Below are 21,375 nucleotides of genomic sequence, written 5' to 3' on the forward strand. Positions count from 1 at the left end.
ATGAAAGACTCGATAGCTAAGAAAAAACCGCGAACGGAAAAGATCCTCTAAGTTAATAACGCAATTGCGAAAATAAAACGGACGCCTTGTCGGGCGCCCGGTTTTTAGTGGGCGCGCGCTGCGAGTTTAGATATGACGAACGCTATCGCCGCATCGAGGCCAACGGCACGCTCAAGTAAATTTACATGCGATGGTTCCTTAGCCTTGACTAAGCGACTAGCGGTGTTTGTGAGCAAGTGGTGTTTGTAAGCATCTCAAGCTTCCGGGGACTCAGTCATCGCGACTCCTTTACGTCCCAGTTGTTTAACACCGTACATTGCCTGATCCGCTGCTTTCAGCAATGAGCCCAAACTTTGGCCATGGTTAGGGCACAGAGAGACTCCGATACTGCACGACAGTGACAGCGCTCCTGCGCTTGTCGCTACTGTCTGCGCAATGGCTTCCAGCACCCGCTCAGCGTTGAGCTCAGCACGCTCTGAGTTGATAAGATCCGTGATCAGAATCACGAATTCGTCTCCACCGTAGCGTGCGACGGTGTCACAAGAACGAGTGACCTGAAGCATGCGATTGGCGACTGCCTTGAGAACCTGGTCACCAACCTCATGGCCATGCTTATCGTTAATGTCCTTGAAATGATCCAGATCGATCAACAGAACGGCAAACGCAGTCCCACTCACTGTCCAGTTTGAGAGGGCCTGGTCAAAACGATCGGCGAAGAGGTAGCGATTCGGCAATTGGGTTAGAACATCATGGGTTGCGAGATAAGCCGAGCGTTCGTGTTCAACCTCTGCTCTTTCAATCGCTTTGAAATGCCGAATTAGCACCACAGGCATCAATACGAACGCCCCCGCGAGAACTGCAAGGATTATCAATGTTTCCGAAGTCAGTACATCTCCTAATCGCAACTGACGCTCGAATGACAAGGTCATCGGTTGTGAAACACTCCTGATCTCGACTCTGTCGGACAAAGCCGGTAACAGGAGGCGATCCAGGATACCGGCTTGCTCGGTCTCCGTTGAAAAGACATTGCTTTCAGACCCCGCAGCGGTTTTCAGGACAGCGCTGACGTGAACAAGAGGATCTACGTTCGCATAAATCACAGCATCCTGTAGCGACCCCGTCTTGATCAAAAGCAAAGACACCATCGTGCTGCCAAAGAAGTTGGGACGGGTGTTCTCTCGCGCCTGTTCAGGTCGAGTGACTGACTGCATCAGAATGTAAGCGCTACCGCCCTCGTACATTGAGAAGACTGGCGATACCACAGGTTTCTGGTTACTGTGGGTTCGAGCCAGCGCATAGGAGAGATAGGCGACGGTTTCCAGCCTGACGCCATAGATCGAGCTGGATTCAGGGAGTAATGGGTACATGAACAATACAGGCCAAGTCTCGTTGAGATAGACCTGATGTTGTGCAGGTTGATGAGTGAGGCTCGGAAAGTCCTTGAGTTCAAAGTCTGGCCGCCAAGTACTACGCAATAGATCTTCGAACGCAGCCTCTTCGCCAATAGGTACCGCCCTCGCCGCCTCGAGCATGTAAATATGAGGGTAAGCGGTTAAAACGGCCGCCGCGTAACGGGCCGCCGCATCCGTATCGCTTTGATCGACAGCCTGGAGAAATGCAGAGAAACCGGCCAACACAGCCTCATTAGTATCAAGCTGATTGCGCACGACTCCGGAAATATTTTGCACGTATTCCGAGAAACGCTTTTCTCTGCGCTGAGTTTCGGACTTCAGCAGTAACAGGGCAGAAAAGCCAACCAGGCCGACAGCCAGAATAATGAACCCTACTAGGGAGCTGCGCCGTTTAGTAAACGCCACTTTAATTTTCCAACGCGCAGAACGAGAGCCGTGCCTTGGCAAGCACCGTTGCAGCCAAACGTGATTGGGGGTGAACGACCGATGACATGCAGATTCGAAGGTCGTTTAGTATTGAAAACAAATTCCAAGGGATCAGGTCTGATGCGCATATTTGCGATTCAAAAATGATGCTGGGCAAGGTTACCTCCCCAAAAATGACGTAGGAGGCTTTCGGATTCATGCTCATCATTACGTCTCCCCTTTAGCATCTGCCCGAAAGAAAACTTTTCGAGCCCCATTTGCATGCTTCCTACGCGGTCATCTCTGCAAGAAACCCCACTATAGGGCAATTTGCCATCATTCGCTGTGTTGGGTGCAATACCTTCGGTTCGAGCTCAGGATTTTATAAGGGGAAACTCCAAGTGAAAGCTCGTACCTGCGTCAGTGCTATCAACGGTTATACAACCGCCATGCAGTTGCATAATCGAACGAACGATGGCCAATCCCAGACCACCGGAATCGTCGGGTTGATTGCGTGATGGGTCACACCGGTAAAAGCGCTCAAACAATCGTGGAAGATGTTCCGCTGCAATCGCCTCGCCGTGGTTGTGCACCGTGATGTCGAGCGTGTCCTCCGAAATCTCGCTGCTGATCGTCACTGCAGAGGCGGGAGTTGCGTAGCGCAGCGCATTAGCCAGCAAGTTAGCCAATGCTCGACGGATCAAACCTGGATCCCCCAGCAACTGATGCCGGGTCTGGTTTAGCAGTTGCACATCTCGCTCTTGCGCCACGCCTTCGAAATACTCACATAGTTGCTCAATGAGATCGTGCAGGTTGATTTGCTCGAATTTTGCGCAGGCGTTTGGCTGCTCGGTGCGAGCGAGAAACAGCATGCTGTCGATCATTCGGGCCAACCGTTCATATTCTTCCTGATTGGAAACCAGCAGGTTCTGATAGTCCTCGATAGAGCGACTGCGCCTCAGGGCTTGCTGGGTATGACCCATCAGGTTGCCAAGCGGGGTTCGCATCTCATGGGCGAGGTCTTCCGAGAAGCGTGAAAGCTGGGCGAATCCGTCCTCAAGGCGTGCAAGCATCTGGTTAAGGGCACTACAGAGCAGTTTGAGTTCATTCAGTTCATTGAACTCATCCAGCCGCAGGTGCAGGTGCTGCACGTCAATTGCGGCAGCGCGCTTAGCAAGCAGGCGCACCGGGTGCAAGCCTCGTTGACTGACCCACCAGCCGAATACGAAAGCCAGCAGCGCACCGACGGACATGGCCAGCCAGAGCTTGAGCCGGTAAGCCCCCAGCATCTGCTCGCGCTCCCCCAACAACTTGCCAGCAATCAGGGTCAAACCGCGATCACCCTGCATGACATCATGCCAAGCAAGCCGCAATGGCTCGGAGGAGTGATCGTCAACGAGGCGAGCATGGGGTGCAGCGGGCAACTTCGGCAAAGTCATTCGCACTGGATTGATTTCGATTAATACTTTGCCAGTGTCATCGACGATCCATAGCAGACTGTCGCGATTGCCCAACATGTTTTCATAGAGCTTGGGCCGACCTCGCAGTTGCTCGATGCTGTCACTATCGCTGATCAAGGCTTGCATTCGCTCCAGGCGCCCCAGCAGGGCCTGATCATCGCGCCAGGCAATCTCTCGCTGCAACGATTGATAAAGATAAAAACCAATGGAGCCCAGTAAAAGCGTGCTGACAATTGCGAACATGATCGCTAGGCGCAGGCTCAGAGTGCGCGGAAACAGTTTCAGGATTGCACCTCGAGCATGTAACCGATACCACGCACTGTGTGTATCAACTTAAGTGAGTATGGATCGTCAATCTTGGCCCGCAGGCGACGAATAGCGACATCTACCACATTGGTGTCACTGTCAAAGTTCATTTGCCAGATCTGTGAGGCAATCAACGAACGCGATAGCACTTCCCCTTCACGACTAAGCAGCAAGTGCAGTAGGGCGAATTCCTTGTTGGTCAGGGTGAGGCGCTCGCCGTTGCGCGTTACCTTGCGTCGCAACAAGTCCAGGCTCAGGTCGCCAGCCACAAAATGCTCCACCTCGCGAGGCGGGCCACGGCGCAGCAAAGTGCGTACGCGTGCCAACAACTCGGCATAGGAAAAGGGTTTCACCAGATAATCATCAGCCCCCAACTCCAGCCCTTTGACCCGATCATCAACCGAATCACGTGCGGTAAGAAACAGTACCGGGGTCTGCCACTTACGCCGGATGATTTGCAGCAATTGCCAGCCGTCCAACCCCGGCAACATGACATCCAGAATGATCAGATCGAACTCACTCTCCTGTGCCAAATGCTGGCCGTCCAGCCCGTCAAGGGCGATCTCTACCGCATAGCCCGATTCAGTCAGGGCTTTACGCAGGTAATCCGCCATTTTCGTTTCATCTTCAACCACCAGGATACGCATTTTTTCCTCCAGGACTGGCGCACAGGCTAGCCCGCTTCGCTGATTTCTCACATTACATATTGGTAATCAGGAAGTAATCATTCTGACGGAGCGGGCTGGTCATGATGTCTGGCAATGACCCAGACAGACTCAATCAACCAAGGAAACAGCATGCGTACAAGCCTATCGACTTCATTGCTGATCACACTCGCAATGAACTCTGCATTCGCCGTTGCAGCCCCGGATCAAGTTGCGCAGCGCAAGGACGTGTCACTTGCAATGGCCAACGATTTGCTAACGGCCGCGCTGACCGCCTGTCACGCCGATGGCCGCACAGCCGTTGCCGCAGTTGTCGACCGTGGCGGCAATCTGGTTGCCGTGCAACGCGATGACAATGTCGGCCCGCACAACACGTTAGCCGCGCAACGCAAAGCCTATACCGCCCTGTCGACCAAGACTTCGACGCGGTTGTTAGCTGAGCGCGCTCGCGCTAATCCAGATGCTGAAAACCTCAACACCCTCGATGAGTTGTTACTTCTCGGTGGAGGCGTGCCATTGAAATTCGATGGTCAGGTCATCGGCGCCATCGGAGTGGCCGGTGCAGGCGGCGCTGCAAACGATGAAGGTTGTGCAGAGGTCGCTATCAACAAAGTTTTACCTGCCGTTAAAAACTAAGGACATCACCATGACTGTATTGAAAAGTTTCTTCGCTGGCGCTGTATTGAGTGCCCTTTCAGCCCTTGCATCAGCGGCAGCAAATCCATTGAGCGTGCATGTACTCAACTTGCAGGATGGCCTGCCCTCCCCGGGAGTCAATGTCACGTTGGAAAAACAGCATGGGAAAGACTGGGACATGCTCAACAGCGCGAAAACCAACGAGCAAGGTCGTATCACCGGGCTGTATCCGGAAGGTCGGGGTCTGGAGAAAGGTACCTACCGTGTCACCTTCAAGACTGGCGAGTGGTTCAAGGCGCACAAAACGTCCAGCTTCTTTCCGGAGGTGCCCGTCATTTTTGAAGTGGACGGTACCGTTCCTCACTATCACATCCCGTTGCTTCTCAGCCCTTACGGCTTCTCCACATACCGAGGAAATTGATCGTTAAACGATACCAAATAGATACCGCACGAACGTGAAGACAGCCGCCCTACTCGAAAGGGCGGCACTGTCGCCCGACTTTTCCGCATCAAAACCTTCAGCGATAACCTGGATCACTCCTTAGAGTCAGTTCACGTTTGCGCCAACAGTTATCTGGTAAATCAGTTCATTTCAGCCCACAGCAATTATCGAGAAGACCAGTGCGGCGGTTCCATTCAAAACCGCCTGCGGTTTCTGCGTGAGGTGATTGCTGGGGTAGCCGAATGTATTGGCAAAGAGAAGGTTGGCGCCCGTTTCGCCCCATTGTTTAGCAGCAACAATGAGGAGCGCACTTACCTAGGGATGGTTGAAGACGATCCTCATAACACCTACATCGAAGCGATCAAAGTACTTGAGGATGTTGGGATTGCTTACCTCTGCATCGCCGAAGCGGACTGAAATAATGCACCACGGATGCCGGAATCGTTCCGTCGCGCAGTCCGTAGTTCCTTCAGCGGGGCGATCATCTACGCCGGTCGTTACACTGCACAAAGCGCTACGCAGTTGCTGGATTCAGGACTGGCCGACCTTGTCGCTTTCGGCCGTAAGCCAACCCGGATCTACCAGCCAGAATCGCGAACGATTGGCCGCTGAACCCTCTGAACTCAGCCATACTGTATGGCGGTATGCCGAGGGTTATACTGATTACTTCATGTATGGCGGGTAACCGCTAAAAATGAGATGTCACTCACTGGGGCTCTGAAAATGATCGACGCAGAACTGCTGAAACTGGTGGTTGAAGCATCCAACGACGGCATCGTGGTAGCAGAGCAGGAAGGCGACGAAAACATCCTGATCTATGCCAACCCCGCCTTTCAGCGCCTTACGGGGTACAGCGTTGACGACATCCTGTACCAGGACTGCCGCTTCCTGCAGGGTGATGACCGCAACCAAGCTGGTTTGACAGTAATCCGCGAGGCGATAAGGAACCTTCTCCCCTGCCGCTAAGTCATTCGCAACTATCGCAAGGACGGCAGCGCCTTCTGGAACGAACTGTCGATTACCCCAGTGTTCAACGACGCAGATCAACTCACCTACTTCATCGGTATACAGAAGGACGTCAGCGTCGAGGTTGAGGCTAGCGAGCGAGTGCGCGAACTGGAAGCTGAACTCGCACTGTTGAAGAAGCAACTCGGATAGTTGGAGCGCAAAGATTAACTCCGTACGGACTTGATAAATTAACGCTCCAGCAATGTCCGGTCTAATAAAGTCCCCTGTTCAAACACCAAATATTGGTTGTCGTTTAGCAAGGTTCTAACTCCGAGTCCAAGTTACCGGCCGCCAGGATTTCTTCTCTGCAAAAATCGCCTAAATTGCTGCAGAGCTTCGATTCGACTGGAGATAAAAGGTGGTCATCCCTACGACCGCGCCGTGTTGAACACTACCATCGGTCTGCTGAGAAATCTCATATGCCGTTTCAGTTACCTTACTGACTTGGAGTTCACACGCAACCTGATCCGTGACTACCGTCGCAAACCTAACCACCTTTCAGAGCATGCATACGGTGTCCTAAACCGAGTTGTGCGTCGGGTCAATCGTGCCCGCATGCTGCTTGCGTCTTCTTCAGTATCGGGAACAGGTGGCACATCTCCTCAATATCTTCATTAATGTCTTTGCGACATATCTCTTGTTAACCCAGGTGATGCCATACATTAGCAGTCATCAATATCAACTACACAATTCCTACCCTTGGATTTTGCATGATAGAGAGCACTATCTGCGGAGATTAACAGTTCCTTGAGAGTGGATCGCGATTGACTCATCGAGGCACACCCAATACTGACTGTGATTTTGATTTCCTCGCCACCAGCATCGACACTAGATGCTTCAATGCTGCTCCTTAGTCGCTCCGCAATAACTGAAGCCTCGAGGCTATTACTCTTAGGCAACATAACGACAAATTCTTCGCCTCCAAACCTAGCTATAGTATCTCCGGGGCGAAGAACCCCCTCGGCAATTTTGGCTATCGACTTAAGAACTTCATCGCCAATGGGATGCCCCCAGCTATCATTAACATGCTTGAAGTGATCGGCGTCTAGCATGATTATAGATATTGAGTGCTCGTATCGACTTGCCCGCGCAAACTCTTTCTCTGCCAAGTTGAAAAAGTGGGCACGATTAATTGCGCCTGTGAGGTGGTCTTTAGTGAGCAAATTGGCCAGATTATCACTCGACACCTTTCGCTCGGTGATATCTCGAAACACCACCGTATAGCCAGAAAACTTGTCATCTTCGTCACGCAAAACGGCGATCATTGTTTGAGCAAAAAAATTGTGTCCTGATTTGTGCTGGCAGCTATAGTCTCGTGAGTGCCAACCTTCTTCACGTGCGAACGTGAGTTGCTCCTTCAAAACATCCACTTCCAAAGCGGACAAACTATAGAAGCGGCCCAACGTCTCACCAATAGCCTCGGACTCCGTGTAACCTGTTAAACGCTCTGCCGAAGGGCTCCAGCTATTAATTACTCCCTGCTCAGTCAAGCCGAGGACTGCGAAATCGTTAACAATCGTATAGATGGCGTCCAGCCATGAGTCTGTCTGCCTTAGCCTCCTTTCAGTTGCAACTTGGCAAGAAATATCAGTTAGAACTGTTATTAGAACCTCGTCATTGACCTTTACAATTGTACATGCGAGAACAATACCTCCGTCGGCTGCGGACGACACGTGGATTCTATGATTTACACATATTGATCCGCATGGCTCTCTAAAACTTGTCACTAAGTTACGTAGCTCAGGCGCAACGGAAGCAAGTGTTTCAAACAGATTTTCAAGGCCAATAGACTTAACCAATGGCATCAACAATTGTGTTGCCATGGGATTAAGCATATCAATTTTCCCGCCGGGGTCGGTTCTTACCAGCCCTACTGGCGATAGATACATGAATGAAATTAATGCTTCGTACTCTGACTCGATTGAGTCATTGGTCAGCTCTATGCTACTCATTTTTACGCCCACTCAACCAGTAGGAAGCGGGTGTTATTATCAATCTTTTTAAGCAGTCTTAATCTTACTGGGACGGGCCTCATTCTAAGTGCTAGAACGTAAGAAATAATCACGTCCAACTCAGGTTCATTCTCAAATCTTTGAGCGACCATTGCGTTATTCAAGCAGGGAGCAATCTCCAAAAATAGATTCTTACCTAAAACACGCGCCTGTCGTAAGGCCGCACTTGTAGCTTCAAAAGTATTGTAAATCACCACTTCTGACGCGTCGCTAAAGCCAATTATCCCGAAGTTTAGAGTATCCAGTTGATCGAGTGCGTCCAACAATGCTTGAATCGATGCTTCTTCGAACGTAAGATTCATTTTCCTACTCACTCGCAAAGTACAATATTAATTTTTAAACGCCCCAGTCGGACTGTATCCACCCTGCCATATAGCAATAAGTCCCCTCCCCTTTTAGCATTCAATTATGAAGAACGGATGGCTATCTTCCAATTTAACCTTACCCTCTACTCCAATGTCTCGCATGTCAAGTGCTAACCTTCGGAACGTTGCAGAAAGAGCCTAGTATCAAATCAAGCATAGCTACTCATTTTTTATTATGCCGTCCACTAATTGTATTTTTAGTAGCCCCTTAATCTGTCATCCTGGAAGCTATCGATCCCTTTGGAGTTTTTTGTATTGATACTCAGATACAAAGAGCTTTATCTTTAGCGCCTTGGCCACGGCGCATTTGAGGCAATCTATGCTTTATGCCAAGACTTGGCAGTGACCAGAGCCATTGCTTCAAATGCAGGCTTGGCGAACCAATACCCCTGCATCAGATAAACCCCGCAGTCGGTAAGAAAATCCCGTTCCTCAGCATGTTCGATTCCTTCTGCAATGATTTCAATACCCATTTCCGCACATATTATGACAACACCACGGACGATAGCCTGACGGGAGCGATCACGATGGATATTACGCACTAAAGCTATATCGAGCTTTATAAGATCAGGTTGAAAATCTGCCAACAGGGTCAGTCCCGAATAACCAGATCCAAAGTCATCAATTGCTATTTTCAAACCGAACTCCCGATATACACGTAGAATGTTGGTCAGATGGTGATTATTTTCAATGTATTCGCTTTCGACTGTCTCGAAAATCAGCCGATCGAGCGGGAAGTCGTGAGTACGTGCGGTTTCCAACGTGCTTCTAATGCACAATTCTGGACGGTAAACCGCGTTGGGTAGAAAATTAATTGATAGGTGTTGAGTCATTCCAAGTTGCGAAGCAGTTGAAATAGCACGCATGCGGCAAAGCTGATCGAATCGATAACGGTTTTGATCGTTTACTTTCTCCAGCACTGACAACGCCCCCTCTCCATTAATGCCTCTCACCAACGCCTCATGTGCGAAAATTGTTTGATCGCGAACGTCCACTATTGGTTGAAAAGCGAAAGTAAAATCTAAATCCAGCTCAAGAGTGCTTTTGCAACCTTGGCAACCATTGGACGAAGTCAATGAGTTCGGAAAAATTGTCACGTCGCACTCCAAAAAATTAATACTATTTTTATGGTGGCTATTCCAATTAATGCCTGAGCATCGCAACAAACATTAAATAAACTTAGGAAGGACTTATAATGACTCGGCTGGGCCGCTTTGATTGTAGCAGTTTATTCTTGTATTGCTTCTTTCTAGCTGATAAATGCTCGATTTTTAGCCTTCGAAATACCACGACGAGGTCAAAAACGGTTATGGCTTAGACACTTAACCTTATTTCATACCGCCGGACTTTTTGACACAGGGAACTGTCAGTCGCTGATTGCAAGGCGCTATGCGGCGAAAATAGAGATCAAAATAATCAGAAGGAGAGCGTCAGATAAGGGGGCTTGGGGTAACGTGCTGAGTGAGTCGCTCCCAGCTACTTAGACTCTTCAGCGGATAGCTATGAGGCGGTAGCCACTTGACGCTGAAGTAGGAGTGATTCACAAGCCGAAGCTCGAACCTGAGGATAGAGACGTGCTCAGACTTGCGCTCGATGATTATCCGAATTTACAAAACGCACCTCCGAGGGCGTACAAACTCATGAGGTGAGCACGCACGATTAGGCTAGCAACCTGCTTACTTAACGCATGAAAATTTTAACAGTCTTCAGGCCAATCCCATCGAATTCTTTCAATCGCTCTTCGATCTCAAGGTGATCGCCACTCACCTCAAAGATATTCCCCACCCGCCCCGAATACTCATCGCTGATCTTTCGGGCTAAAGCGTTCAATCGAGTTGAGGCTCGTTGGCACGAGACATTACGTTGCATGCATAAATGGAAGTCGAATCAGCTCATCCTTATTGCAGAGAAATTTGCTGAGCGCTCATATCTTCACTGCCTAGTCTTTACCGTGACAAACATCTTAATCCGGTCGTGAATCTCCTGAAGCGCATGGCGAAAAGGTTCATGTCGCTCACTGGTCGTCGGGTCTTCAAAACTCCACACGATGACCTCGCCGGAGGTCGGCATCCGTGCTGCCTCCTCGGAAGACTTGTCACACAGTGTGATCACGTAATGGAACTCCTGCCCCTCAAATTCACCTATTGATTTGCTGCGCAGGTCATTGGTCTCTATGCCTATGTGCTCGAGAGACTCCAAGGTTCTAGGGTCAACTTCACCAGGCTCAAGGCCAGCACTAAAAGCTTCAAAGTTTGAGGAGTCAGTGTGGCGAAGCAGCGCTTCTGCCCACACGGAACGGACATCATTCTTGGCGCAGACAAACAGCACCCGCATTTTGCCAGTCATTCCTTTCTCCTCCGCTCGAACAGTGATCTGAGAAAACGACAATCTCAGTTAAGCAGCGTTTGTGATCACCCGGCTTCAAGTCGATGGAATGTACTATTTCCAAATCTTTCAATGCCCGCGTCATCGGTGGGCATTGCGGTGGCGGTAGACAGGTCAGATTGAGCAGCGCTGATTCAGTTTGCTTCCTCCAACACATTCAAGAGCTCAACGAACTGGCCTGTCAGCTTGTGATGCCTGTCGAGATGAATCAAGGGTAGGCACCGCTCATGGGATTCACGCATCTTAACCGAGTTGCCGAGATACACCGGGAGAATCGGCAACCCTTCCTTAATGAGCTCTTACAACAGATTGCGGTGGAAGCCCATCACCCAAAGCCTATTTCGACGCTTCAAAATAATTTGAACCGCTTTTAGACGCGCTCGCCTAATGATCAGCTTGTGGATCATCCCACAGGCAATTTTGCCAATAGCGGCATACTCCGAGAGGTGGGCAACGTGGCTAAAGACGAGAAGAAAAGCAAAGGTGAAGCTTCCAAAGCCAGCAAGGAATTAAAAGACAAAAAGTCATCACCGGCAAAGAAATCAGCTGCTGCCTCGGCTCTTTCGAAATCTTCCGAAAAGAAAGACAAGAAAAAAGATGCCGAACCGAAGAAATCTGCAAAAAAAGCTGATAGCAAGCCAGAAAAGGCTAAGAAATCAGAGAAGGCAGAAAAGCCGGAGAAAAAGAAAAAGTGACATCTACTATCCGCAGGGCTTTACGCCCTAGCTTCCGGTGGGCGTGACTTGAACATGCCGTTGGCGATCATCGGTGCGGGCCCTTCATCCCTGTGCTGCTGGTACAGGAATTCGCGTATCGCTTCGGCGGTGCGCCTGGCCCTCGTCAGTGGCACATATCGATGACGTACCGCATGGATGTTCAATTTTGCTAGCGGTGCCCCCTGAGACGCCAGATGCCGCTGCGAATGATCCAAAAAATTCAGACGTATCGACATCAGGAGGAAAAAACCTCTGTGCGTTGTTGCGATGGTTTTTTGTGTCTGAGCGGTTGCTGCCAAACTAGCTGTGCCTGGACTTCAGCTGCTGCATCCAAGACTCTCTTCGCCCAGTTCTCATCATCCGGACGTACTACAACGACGCGAAAACCGTGATCATAGCCCTCAATTTGCACGCCCTCGGAATCATCGACATGCAAGTCGATATCAAATGCTGGCGGGAATTTCGAGGGGGCGTTCGAAAGCCCATGTACCGTCAGGGCACGGTTATGCCGAACACTGTTGACCACACCGTCAACGTGGATACCATGCAGTAATAACCAGCGCCTGATGTACGAAGGTGTCCGACCGGACGACGTGTAGACCCAGACACTGCATCCCTGTCTGCGTAACTCTCGGGTCAGGTCGCGTGTTCCCATACGCAATGGCTCGCCCAGCCAACGATGAACAAATGCCGGCAGCCTGCTTTGCTCGACTGCGCAGTGATGGAGTTGACAGGCCAACGTGTCATCTATATCGAACGAAATGCGTAGACGCTGACGCCTGAACAGGTGCATGGGGATTGCACACTGGATTGCCTGCCACACGCGATTGCTGGAAGTTCGGCATTTTTTTAGCGTCGGATACCAGCGCATCAATGGCCTCCCTGATAAACGGACAGCGGTGTTTCGCTCAGGAAAAACTCCATCAGATCCGGGGACTGCTCTTCCAGGAAGGCCGCATATTTTTTCTTGATCTTGGGCAATTCGTACAACGCCTTCACCCCGTGCTTGGCAGAGTTGCGTATGACCGAAGACGGGTTGAAGTAGCCCTCGGCGTTTTCCAGCGACAGCACAAACGGCGGCAAACCTGCGCGCATGAGCAAATAGCTGACAATGAGCGACCCGCTGCGGTTATTACCTTCAATGAACAATTGCGGCTTGCTGAGAATGCGAACATAGACACCGGCGGCACGCTTCCAGACAGATTCGCTGCGATACGCGCAATACCAATTGAACAAGTCCTTGATGCCGCCCTCAACGTTGTTGAAGAAGTGTTCCTCGGTAGCCGCAAGGTGTTGAGCGAATTCCAGTCGGCGCGCCGGATCTCGGCCACAGAGAACCGTGGCATTGATCTCCAGCATCAGGTTCAGGTGCTGAAGATCAAACAGGTCGACGCCACGTGCAACGTAGTCGTCAATCAGTGCATAGCCATCAAGTACATTGCACAGCACTTCGTCAGTCAAGGGATCACGCGGCTCGGTAAAATGCCTGCTGAGTTCAGCGAAGCGACCCTGCACTTCACGTAGCGCACGCTCAATCGCTGGCAAATCAAGACGACGCTTTGCAGGCATGGGCAATCTCGAAGAAATCATGTGTGAGAAAGTAAAACGACCGGATGAACGCCAAGGCGACTTGGCCATTGGCGGCATGCGGCATTGGTTGAACGTCGGTTAGCTAAACTTGCCGCTTATGTAGTCGCTCGTCAGTTGTTCGCGCGGACTGTCGAAAATCTGGGCAGTCGGGCCCATCTCAACCAGATAGCCTGTGCGCGTTCCCTGCGAAATATCAACCGAGAAAAAAGCTGTCGTGTCAGCAACACGGATCGCCTGCTGCATATTGTGAGTTACCAGAGCAATGGTGTAATCCTTCTTCAACTCGACCATCAGTTCTTCGACCCGGCGGGTGGCAATCGGGTCGAGTGCCGAGCAGGGCTCATCCAGCAACAGCACTTCAGGTTCGGTCGCGATAGCGCGGGCGATACAAAGCCGTTGCTGCTGGCCTCCCGAAAGGGACAGACCGCTGACCTTGAGCTTGTCCTTGACCTCATCCCAAAGCGCCGCGCCCTGCAGGGCGTGCTTTACGCGATCACCCAGATCACCCTGGTAACGATTGAGGCGCAAGCCAAAAGCAACATTATCGAAAATGCTCATCGAGAACGGGTTCGGTTGTTGAAATACCATCCCGATGTAGCGGCGCACCACCACTGGATCAACGCCCTTGCCATAGACGTCTTGCCCGAGGAACTGCACATGGCCCTCGAAACGAAAGCCTTTTACCAGATCATTCATCCGATTGAGGCTGCGCAGGACAGTGCTCTTGCCGCAGCCGGAGGGGCCGATGAATCCGGTAATCTTGTTTTTTTCGATCGGTACATGGCTGTCGCGCACGGCCATGAAGTTGCCATAAAAAATCTTGTCCAGCTTGCAGTCCATGACCAATGGTGCCTGGATTTCAAACGGGGCAGTTTTTTGCACGGATAATACATTCACAGTTCAGATGCTCCCATTCTCAAAACTTTGGCTTGCCGAAAATACGGCTGACAACATTCACGACCAGCACGATCATCACCAGCACCAGCGAGGCCGCCCATGCGAGCTCAAGCTGATTGTCGAACGGCATACCAGAGAAGTTGTAAATCAGCACGGCAAGCGATGCGGTCGGATTCATCACCGCCAGACTGCCGTCGTGGTAGATCCAGTAGTTGCTGAACAGCGCAGTAAACAACAACGGCGCCGTCTCGCCCGCTGCGCGAGCCACGGCCAGCATGACGCCGGTGAGGATCGCCGGCAGGCCCGTTGGCAATACGATTTTCCAGATCACCTGCGAGCGGGTGCAGCCCATGCCATAGGCGGCATCCTTCATGATTTTTGGCACCATCCGCATCGACTCTTCAGCGGTCAGCACAACGATGGGCAGCATCAGTACCGCCAGTGCCACGCCACCTGCAGGTGCCGAGTAGGTACCGGTGGTCATCACCACCAGCGCGTAGGCAAAAACCCCGGCCAAAATCGAAGGCAGCCCCGTGAGCATCTTGGCGGCAAAGCGCGCGGCGTTAGCCAGCTTGCTGTCCGGGCCCAGCTCCGCCAGAAAGATCGCCGCCATGATGCCAACGGGAACCGCGATGGCGGCTGCGATACCGACCATGACAAAGGTGCCGGCCATCGCGTTGCCGAAGCCGCCGCCCGTCTCGAATCCGGTCGGCGGTAGTTCGGTGAATACCTCTAGACTAAGGCGAGCACCGCCTCGCGTGATGAGCATATAGAGCACGGAAATCAGCGGCACACTGGCCAGCAGAGCACCGCCCCAGACCAGCGTGGTCAACACCAGGCTGCGCAAGGCGCGGCCTTCAAACTTGCGCTGCAGACTTGGCAAAGCGGCTGTAGGAGAAGTGAGGTCTCTCATCATTTAGTACCACGCTGGGCATAGACCATTATCATGGATCCGATGACGTTCACTATGAGAGTGATCAACATCAGCACCAGTGCGGCATACATCAAAACCTCAATCTCGGTCGGCCCCGCTTCGGGAAAGTTCAGCGCCAACAACGCCGCCAGCGTATTGGCTGGTGCAAACAGAGAGAGAGAAATATTGTTTGAGTTTCCTACCAACATAGCCAGGGCCATCGTTTCACCCAGGGCCCGGCCCAGACCCAACACCAGCGAGCCAAAAATGCCTGTAGCAGCGGAGGGCACCATTACTTTGAGAATCGCTTCCCAATGGGTGGTACCCATCCCGTAGGCCGCCTGCTTGGTTTTCATCGGAACGCCGGTGAGGGCATCCTGTGAAACGGCAGCAATAGTCGGCAGGATCATGATGGCAAGTACTAATGCTGCAGGTAACAGTCCCGGCCCGCTCAAGGTCGTACCGAAAAAGGGTATCCAGCCAAGTTCGCTGTTTAACCAATCCGTGAGGGGGCGAATGGCCGGGATTACCACGTAGATTCCCCACAGACCATAAACGACGCTGGGAATGGCCGCGAGCAATTCGACAATGGTGCGAAAAATGGCCGCGAGTTGCGCAGGCAGGAAATCCTGGGTCAGGAAAATCGCCATGCTGACGCCGAAAAAACCTGCGATCGCTAACGCTATAAAGGCGCTGTAGAGCGTGCCCCAAATGGCCGGCAGAATGCCGTACTTGCCCTGATTCACATCCCAGACGGTACCTAAAAGGACGTCCAGACCGTGTTTCTCCATGCCTGGTAGTGCCTTGCGCCCTACCTCGAATACCAAGGCAAATACCAGCGCCAGAACGAGAACTACACCTATGCGCGCAAGCGCGCGGAAGGTGCGATCGACCAGAAAATCTTTCGCAGATGGGGGGCGGCAGGCAGAATCCGGATTAACCGGTACGACAAATGGCTTGTTCATGGGCTATTCCGCAGCGTAGGGGAAATCTCTTCGGCGAGGCTAAAAGCACACGCCGAAAGAGGCCTCGCAAGTGTCACTGAATGTTGGCGGAAGCCTTGCGAACTTGATCGATGACCGATTGCGGCAGGGGAATGTAACCCATCGAATCGGCAATTTTCTGACCCTCTGTCAGACTGTATTCGACCATCTCACGCATGGCTTTGGCCTTGGCCGGGTTCTCGTTTTGCTTACGGAAGATCATCCAGGTATAGGAAGTGATCGGGTAAGACTTGGCACCGTCCGGGTCAGGCAGCCAAGCAACCAGGCTCTCCGGCATCTTCACCGCAGCGAGAGCCTCGGCACCGCTCTCTGCGTTTGGCACAACGTACTGACCGGCCTTGTTCTGCAACTGGGCAAAGTCGACCTTGGCCAGTTTTGCGAAGCCGTATTCGATGTACCCAATGGCGCCCGGGGTCTGGCGTACGGTGGCCGTCACACCATCGTTCTTGGGCGATTTGATGAATTTGTCGCTGGCCGGCCAGTTGACGGTGTTGCCTTCACCTAACGCCTTATTGAACTCTGGATTGATTGCTGCCATGTGTTTTGTGAAGACTGCGGTAGTACCGCTGGAGTCTGCACGCACGACAATGGTGATCGGCATATCCGGAAGTTTCAGCTCGGGATTGGCCGCGACGAGCTGAGGATCATTCCATCGAGTGATCTTGCCGAGGAAAATGTTGGAATAAACGTCGCGTGGCAGTTTGAGCCCTTTGGGACTGCCCGGCAGATTATACGCCAGCACGATTTCACCCGCAGTCATCGGCAGCAATTGCGCGCCCTCGGCCACCTTGGCGATGTCCTCGTCTTTCATCGCCGAGTCACTGGCCGCGAAATCAACGGTTTTGTTCAAAAAGTCCTGTACACCCGCACCGCTGCCCTTGGATTGGTAATCCACAGTGACGCCAGCGCTTTTCTTGCTGAAATCCTTGAACCAGGTGAGATAAATCGGAGCCGGAAAACTGGCGCCGGAACCTGTCAGGCGAACGCTTTCCGCAGCAAAGGACACTGAGGTGGCACAAAGAGAAACCGTAATGGCGAGCGCAGCAGACTTCATGAAACTTTTCATCGAAGGAACTCCTTGTGATATCGGGCTCCCAAACTCTGCAACAATTTTGTGACGTTTTTATGAAAATCGAATGGCATAAAAATGTCGCTGACATCACTTGTCTATCTAGGCAGCTATCACATGGCGCTGGTGGCCACACTCCTTATCTGGTTGCCCCAAATCACAAGTTGATGTAATTAATTCGTAACAAGTTACGACTAACACTTTGCCAGGCCCTTCCCGACACGAGTTTGTCCCATACCCTCAATCGAAGACACCCTGATACAGCGCATCCACCGCGAGCTGCTCGATCACAGTGACGAAGAGCTGGAACTGGAATTATCCGAAGACGGGCATGACCTGAATGCGCTATTCGATGAACACGCCGAGGCCGGAAGTGAGAAGGAAGCCCGACGACTCTATTTCAGCGAACTGTTCCGCCTGCAAGGCGAACTGGTGAAGCTGCAAAGCTGGGTGGTCAAGACTGGTCACAAAGTAGTGATTCTGTTCGAAGGACGTGATGCAGCCGGCAAAGGTGGTGTTATCAAGCGCATTACCCAACGACTCAATCCTCGGGTCTGTCGTGTCGCCGCTCTGCCTGCACCCAATGACCGCGAACGTACCCAATGGTACTTCCAGCGCTACGTCTCGCACCTGCCGGCAGCTGGTGAAATAGTGCTCTTCGACCGTAGTTGGTACAACCGCGCCGGGGTCGAAAAGGTCATGGGGTTTTGCAATGACGATCAGTACGAAGAGTTTTTTCGCACGGTGCCAGAGTTTGAGCGGATGCTCGCTCGCTCCGGCATTCAGTTGATTAAATACTGGTTTTCCATTTCCGACCAAGAACAGCACCTGCGCTTTCTCAGCCGCATCCATGACCCGCTTAAGCAGTGGAAACTCAGCCCCATGGATCTGGAATCCCGTCGGCGCTGGAAGGCCTACACCAAGGCCAAGGAAATCATGCTCGAACGCACCCACATCGCCGAAGCACCATGGTGGGTGGTGCAAGCCGACGACAAGAAAAAAGCCCGCCTCAACTGCATCCATCATCTGCTCGGGCAGATGCCCTACGAAGAAGTGGAGCTACCTATGATTGAACTGCCTCAGCGCGTGCGGCAGGAGGACTACTCCCGCAACCCGACGCCATCGGAACTCATCGTGCCTCAGGTCTACTAAGTCAGGTCGAACAGGGGCGCCCTGCAACGAGCACCCCGCCTACGCAAGCCGAGCATGAGTATCCTTGGTGGTATTACAGCGCTGGGCAAGGGGCTGCTGCTCACCGCCTCTACATAGGAGCAGACAATAAACAGCTACACCAGAAAACTCATCGCATTCGAAGGCCAAAATTCGGGTCGTTGAATCGCGACAGGGAGACTGCTTGCTGACTCTGAAAGAATCCCAGGACGCACGCGCTCGCTTCTTGAGCAACAACCCGACCTTCAAGAAACGCATCCGCATGCTGAGTACCAATGAACAGCAGGAGCTGATTGAGCAGGCATACGAGAATGAAGCCGAGAGACTGGGTGTAGGCTCTTGGGAGTTGACACTGCAATTGATTGCGACCTCCGAAGAACAGGCGCACCAACGTATTCTTGCCGCGCACAAGGAGATAGCCGAAATGGTCAACGTGTCATGGGCTGATTACTGTCGGTTGCACAACATAACGGGATAGCTTTGATGATTCTGCACGTCCTCTCTGACGCTGCTAGTCTTTCAGTTCATTCTGAGGAAATGTCGCCATGTCATCCCCTCCCCAACTACCGGACATACTCGAAACCCTCCACGAAAACCAACTCGCGCTGGCCGATCCCATTGAGTCGATAGCAATGTGGATAGATCAAAGGGGATCTACTGGCGTTTCCAGCAACGCCCTTGGCGCAATCGCCACGCTCGACTTGAATGCCGAATCCGTCAGAAAGGGCATTGAGGCACTGAGAAAAGCCATCAGATGAATCCTACCGCCCAATTCTCTGGATCACTTGAGAGTCGATACTTAGGCGTCGAAAGGGTACGAGCTCTTTTGTTTAGGCTCGTCATTGATCCGAGTTACCTCATGAAAGGATTCTCGTGATGCTGATCAGAATCGAAGAAGCGAGCACGCCCGAAGGTTGGCTTGTGTGGATGGATGCATGGTGCGTCAAATTTTGCAGCTATGCCGAAGCTGAAGCGTTCGTAAAAACGCTGGAAGATCGTGTAAATGCAGCCCACCGTTGGCCTATCAGCATAAACAGACCTGTCGTTGAGCTGTCTTAAGGTGCAGGCATCGATGGACAAAAAACCATCATCGATTTGTAAATTTCGGCCCGCAATACTCAGACCATTCAAAACGCGCTCATTCTTCTGCTGCCACTTTAGGCAGCTTTTTTTTGCCCGAAGATTTTGGCAGCCGTGTTGCCAAGTCTTTCAACTGGATCTCAGCTTTTTCTAGTGCGGTAGCTGCGCAGCTCTGAATCGCGTCACTGTATTCGACCGGCAGGCTGGGCGCCGCGCCGCTCAGCAAGCGTTTGCCCTCGGCATCAGTGAGCAGGATAGAGCAGAAGGTTTCGGGGGCCTGATCGTCAAGCATCTGGCAGATGGCGCAGAGTATGTCGCCCAGGTGATGATCGGTCGCGATCATACCGAGAATGTCACGTTGCGACTCGGGGAAGGTCTTGCTGTGAAAGCTTGGACGAGTATTCATGGTGTTTCCTGAAGACTCTCGAGGTCGTCCGGTCTTCAGAGAGCCTGAAATAGTGGGCAGCCGATCACTGTCCACTAGTGCGTCGGACGCGCACTCTATAGAGCACCGACCCGCTAAAAAAAGGCTCAGATCCAACATAAAAAACAGTATCAGATTGCCGCCGTTTGGCTGACTTCGCTTGCTCGACTCGCGGCTATTTCTCGGCCAGTTTCATCCCCCTCCTGTACGGCTTCGCGTTCGCTGTCTACGGAGCATCTACAGGACTCTGTAGATCTCAGAAACCACCTGCATCGTTGCGTCTTCGATGGTTCCTTCATTACGGCATAAAACCCAGCCATGATCGGCAATCGCTCGCTCAAAGGCCTCGGTACAAGCGACATGTTCTTCCAGCTTATGGATCACCGTACTGCTCAGCCCACGCCGGCGTGCCACCGCCCTCGCCCATGAAATTTCAGGGTCGGCGACAACCCCGACATGCAGGTCTGGCACTCGCACGTTTCGATCAATGTTTAACTGGAGAATCTCTGCAAACGGGATTGTCCGGCGGAAAGCGGCATCAGACGGGTACCAGCGATCGATCAAGATGATGCTGCCTAAAGGCTGTTTAGTCAGCACGTGCTCGGAAATCCAGGTACGGCTGTCAGCAAAGCGCTCACACACCTCCAACTCTATATCCCGAGTGGGATTTCTGACGAGTTTGTTAACGAGGGCCATTGTTTCCCCCCGATAGGGATCGCTTTTGCTCTCGCAGAGTCGGATCACCTTTTTGTTGTCTGCCCTCAGTACTTTCGTAACGGCCTCCAACAGTGTGGTTTTGCCGGTTCCCTTGGGCCCGTCTAGAGAAATAAACAGCGGAGGATTCATTCTTCACATAACGATTGATAGATGGTTTTTTTTGCCCGGTTCTTTTGTTGCAAGCACTTGGCGCGATTTCGCGAATCAAGTGGCGGGCCGTTGTGAACAGACGTTGATGAACACTCTAACCTGATTTCTGGCTAACGGGTCTCACAATGGCGATGAGCCGTTATGTGAACATGGAGTCAACCGGTAATCCCGGTTCACTCCATGAGCCGCTCGCGATCAGCCCGCCGCGACGACGGTGATTTCCACCAGCAAGTCCGGCGCCGCCAGACGCGATTCAACGGTGGCACGCGCAGGTGCATGGCCTTCTGGCGCCCAGGCGTCCCACACCTCGTTCATGCCGGCGAAGTCGGCCTGGATGTCCTTCAACCAGACCTGGGCGGTGAGAATGCGGGTTTTGTCCAGGCCTGCCTGAGCCAGGAAGTTATCGATTTTCGCCAGTACCTGAGCGGTCTGGCCCTTGATGTCCTGGGTCCGGTCGGTGGCTGTCTGGCCGCCGAGGAAGGTGAAGCCGTTGCATTGAACGACGCGGCTCATGCGCTGATTGGTTTCGATGCGTGTAATGTCGAGCAT

At 52.2% G+C, this 21,375-nt stretch carries 22 protein-coding genes and 5 pseudogenes; 9 read left to right on the top strand and 18 right to left on the bottom strand.

Translation table 11 applies throughout. The features are described 5' to 3' along the window. Positions 1 to 254 precede the first annotated feature (254 nt). The 3 genes from ACA057_RS15915 to ACA057_RS15925 all read right to left on the bottom strand — a co-directional run bounded on the left by ACA057_RS15915 (position 255) and on the right by ACA057_RS15925 (position 4,230). Positions 255 to 1,817, bottom strand: coding sequence for a diguanylate cyclase domain-containing protein (locus tag ACA057_RS15915; protein WP_497340266.1), 1,563 nt, complete (start codon positions 1,815 to 1,817; stop codon positions 255 to 257). A gap of 374 nt (positions 1,818 to 2,191) precedes the next feature. After that, positions 2,192 to 3,562: a heavy metal sensor histidine kinase gene (locus ACA057_RS15920; protein ID WP_497349918.1), complete on the bottom strand. Its 1,371-nt coding sequence runs from the start codon at positions 3,560 to 3,562 to the stop codon at positions 2,192 to 2,194. Continuing rightward, positions 3,559 to 4,230 carry a heavy metal response regulator transcription factor gene (locus ACA057_RS15925; protein ID WP_109631435.1) on the bottom strand — a complete coding sequence of 224 codons (672 nt, stop codon included), beginning with the start codon at positions 4,228 to 4,230 and terminating at the stop codon, positions 3,559 to 3,561. Before ACA057_RS15925 ends, ACA057_RS15920 begins: the two co-directional genes overlap by 4 nt. A 150-nt stretch (positions 4,231 to 4,380) precedes the next feature. Between ACA057_RS15925 and ACA057_RS15930 the strand changes: the two genes are divergently transcribed. The 4 genes and pseudogenes from ACA057_RS15930 to ACA057_RS15945 all read left to right on the top strand — a co-directional run bounded on the left by ACA057_RS15930 (position 4,381) and on the right by ACA057_RS15945 (position 6,484). Further along, positions 4,381 to 4,884 carry a GlcG/HbpS family heme-binding protein gene (locus tag ACA057_RS15930; RefSeq protein ID WP_497349920.1) on the top strand — a complete coding sequence of 168 codons (504 nt, stop codon included), beginning with the start codon at positions 4,381 to 4,383 and terminating at the stop codon, positions 4,882 to 4,884. Between the two features lie 10 nt (positions 4,885 to 4,894). Continuing rightward, positions 4,895 to 5,305, top strand: a complete 411-nt coding sequence (gene uraH, locus ACA057_RS15935) for a hydroxyisourate hydrolase (protein WP_497340269.1) — start codon at positions 4,895 to 4,897, stop codon at positions 5,303 to 5,305. A gap of 138 nt (positions 5,306 to 5,443) precedes the next feature. Further along, positions 5,444 to 6,011: pseudogene (locus ACA057_RS15940) on the top strand (oxidoreductase); the annotation flags it as partial. A 38-nt stretch (positions 6,012 to 6,049) separates the two neighbouring features. Continuing rightward, positions 6,050 to 6,484 (top strand): annotated as a pseudogene (locus tag ACA057_RS15945) (PAS domain-containing protein). Positions 6,485 to 6,691: 207 nt separating this feature from the next. Here ACA057_RS15945 and ACA057_RS15950 read toward each other — a convergent pair. From ACA057_RS15950 to ACA057_RS15975, 6 genes and pseudogenes are all read right to left on the bottom strand, one after another. Next, a pseudogene (locus ACA057_RS15950) lies at positions 6,692 to 6,832 on the bottom strand (chemotaxis protein); the annotation flags it as partial. Positions 6,833 to 6,996: 164 nt separating this feature from the next. After that, positions 6,997 to 8,286, bottom strand: coding sequence for a sensor domain-containing diguanylate cyclase (locus ACA057_RS15955; protein ID WP_497340271.1), 1,290 nt, complete (start codon positions 8,284 to 8,286; stop codon positions 6,997 to 6,999). A gap of 2 nt (positions 8,287 to 8,288) precedes the next feature. Next, positions 8,289 to 8,648 carry a hypothetical protein gene (locus ACA057_RS15960; RefSeq protein WP_497340273.1) on the bottom strand — a complete coding sequence of 120 codons (360 nt, stop codon included), beginning with the start codon at positions 8,646 to 8,648 and terminating at the stop codon, positions 8,289 to 8,291. 380 nt (positions 8,649 to 9,028) lie between these two features. Next, positions 9,029 to 9,808: a S6 modification regulatory phosphodiesterase RimA gene (rimA, locus tag ACA057_RS15965; RefSeq protein WP_497340275.1), complete on the bottom strand. Its 780-nt coding sequence runs from the start codon at positions 9,806 to 9,808 to the stop codon at positions 9,029 to 9,031. Positions 9,809 to 10,643: 835 nt separating this feature from the next. Continuing rightward, entirely contained in the window at positions 10,644 to 11,057 is a 414-nt protein-coding gene (locus ACA057_RS15970; RefSeq protein ID WP_497340277.1) for an arsenate reductase ArsC, read from the bottom strand. A 173-nt stretch (positions 11,058 to 11,230) separates the two neighbouring features. Then, positions 11,231 to 11,395: pseudogene (locus tag ACA057_RS15975) on the bottom strand (ParA family protein); the annotation flags it as partial. Between the two features lie 147 nt (positions 11,396 to 11,542). Here ACA057_RS15975 and ACA057_RS15980 point away from each other — a divergent pair. Further along, positions 11,543 to 11,791 (top strand): hypothetical protein, encoded by a 249-nt coding sequence (locus ACA057_RS15980; RefSeq protein ID WP_497349922.1) that lies wholly within the window; start codon positions 11,543 to 11,545, stop codon positions 11,789 to 11,791. Positions 11,792 to 12,047: 256 nt separating this feature from the next. Here the strand turns inward: ACA057_RS15980 and ACA057_RS15985 are convergent, their stop codons facing one another. From ACA057_RS15985 to pstS, 6 genes are all read right to left on the bottom strand, one after another. Then, the gene (locus ACA057_RS15985) at positions 12,048 to 12,683 is read right to left on the bottom strand and encodes a hypothetical protein (protein ID WP_497340279.1); all 636 of its coding nucleotides are present in this window, start codon (positions 12,681 to 12,683) and stop codon (positions 12,048 to 12,050) included. After that, a complete protein-coding gene (locus ACA057_RS15990; protein ID WP_497349924.1) occupies positions 12,683 to 13,381 on the bottom strand; it encodes a hypothetical protein in 699 nt (232 codons plus the stop codon). Before ACA057_RS15990 ends, ACA057_RS15985 begins: the two co-directional genes overlap by 1 nt. A gap of 99 nt (positions 13,382 to 13,480) precedes the next feature. Beyond that, positions 13,481 to 14,242: a phosphate ABC transporter ATP-binding protein PstB gene (pstB, locus tag ACA057_RS15995; RefSeq protein ID WP_497349926.1), complete on the bottom strand. Its 762-nt coding sequence runs from the start codon at positions 14,240 to 14,242 to the stop codon at positions 13,481 to 13,483. A gap of 76 nt (positions 14,243 to 14,318) precedes the next feature. Then, complete coding sequence (gene pstA, locus ACA057_RS16000) at positions 14,319 to 15,212, bottom strand: phosphate ABC transporter permease PstA (protein WP_497340281.1); 894 nt, start codon at positions 15,210 to 15,212, stop codon at positions 14,319 to 14,321. Beyond that, complete coding sequence (gene pstC, locus ACA057_RS16005) at positions 15,212 to 16,177, bottom strand: phosphate ABC transporter permease subunit PstC (RefSeq protein WP_497340283.1); 966 nt, start codon at positions 16,175 to 16,177, stop codon at positions 15,212 to 15,214. Before pstC ends, pstA begins: the two co-directional genes overlap by 1 nt. Positions 16,178 to 16,250: 73 nt before the next feature. Continuing rightward, complete coding sequence (gene pstS / locus ACA057_RS16010) at positions 16,251 to 17,282, bottom strand: phosphate ABC transporter substrate-binding protein PstS (protein WP_497340285.1); 1,032 nt, start codon at positions 17,280 to 17,282, stop codon at positions 16,251 to 16,253. 246 nt (positions 17,283 to 17,528) lie between these two features. On the opposite strand from pstS, the gene ppk2 reads away from it, so the two are divergent. From ppk2 to ACA057_RS16030, 4 genes are all read left to right on the top strand, one after another. Next, entirely contained in the window at positions 17,529 to 18,437 is a 909-nt protein-coding gene (gene ppk2 / locus ACA057_RS16015; RefSeq protein WP_497349928.1) for a polyphosphate kinase 2, read from the top strand. A gap of 202 nt (positions 18,438 to 18,639) precedes the next feature. Next, complete coding sequence (locus tag ACA057_RS16020) at positions 18,640 to 18,933, top strand: DUF6388 family protein (protein ID WP_497340287.1); 294 nt, start codon at positions 18,640 to 18,642, stop codon at positions 18,931 to 18,933. Between the two features lie 67 nt (positions 18,934 to 19,000). Further along, positions 19,001 to 19,213: a hypothetical protein gene (locus ACA057_RS16025; protein WP_497340289.1), complete on the top strand. Its 213-nt coding sequence runs from the start codon at positions 19,001 to 19,003 to the stop codon at positions 19,211 to 19,213. Between the two features lie 118 nt (positions 19,214 to 19,331). Further along, positions 19,332 to 19,514 (top strand): hypothetical protein, encoded by a 183-nt coding sequence (locus tag ACA057_RS16030; RefSeq protein ID WP_497340291.1) that lies wholly within the window; start codon positions 19,332 to 19,334, stop codon positions 19,512 to 19,514. Positions 19,515 to 19,716: 202 nt separating this feature from the next. Here the strand turns inward: ACA057_RS16030 and ACA057_RS16035 are convergent. The 3 genes and pseudogenes from ACA057_RS16035 to ACA057_RS16045 all read right to left on the bottom strand — a co-directional run. Beyond that, positions 19,717 to 19,941 (bottom strand): annotated as a pseudogene (locus tag ACA057_RS16035) (bifunctional diguanylate cyclase/phosphodiesterase); the annotation flags it as partial. Between the two features lie 255 nt (positions 19,942 to 20,196). After that, positions 20,197 to 20,805 carry a dTMP kinase gene (locus ACA057_RS16040; protein ID WP_497340293.1) on the bottom strand — a complete coding sequence of 203 codons (609 nt, stop codon included), beginning with the start codon at positions 20,803 to 20,805 and terminating at the stop codon, positions 20,197 to 20,199. A gap of 216 nt (positions 20,806 to 21,021) precedes the next feature. Beyond that, positions 21,022 to 21,375 carry a RidA family protein gene (locus ACA057_RS16045; protein ID WP_497340295.1) on the bottom strand — a complete coding sequence of 118 codons (354 nt, stop codon included), beginning with the start codon at positions 21,373 to 21,375 and terminating at the stop codon, positions 21,022 to 21,024.

The sequence above is a fragment of the Pseudomonas sp. LBUM1661 genome, assembly GCF_059695925.1.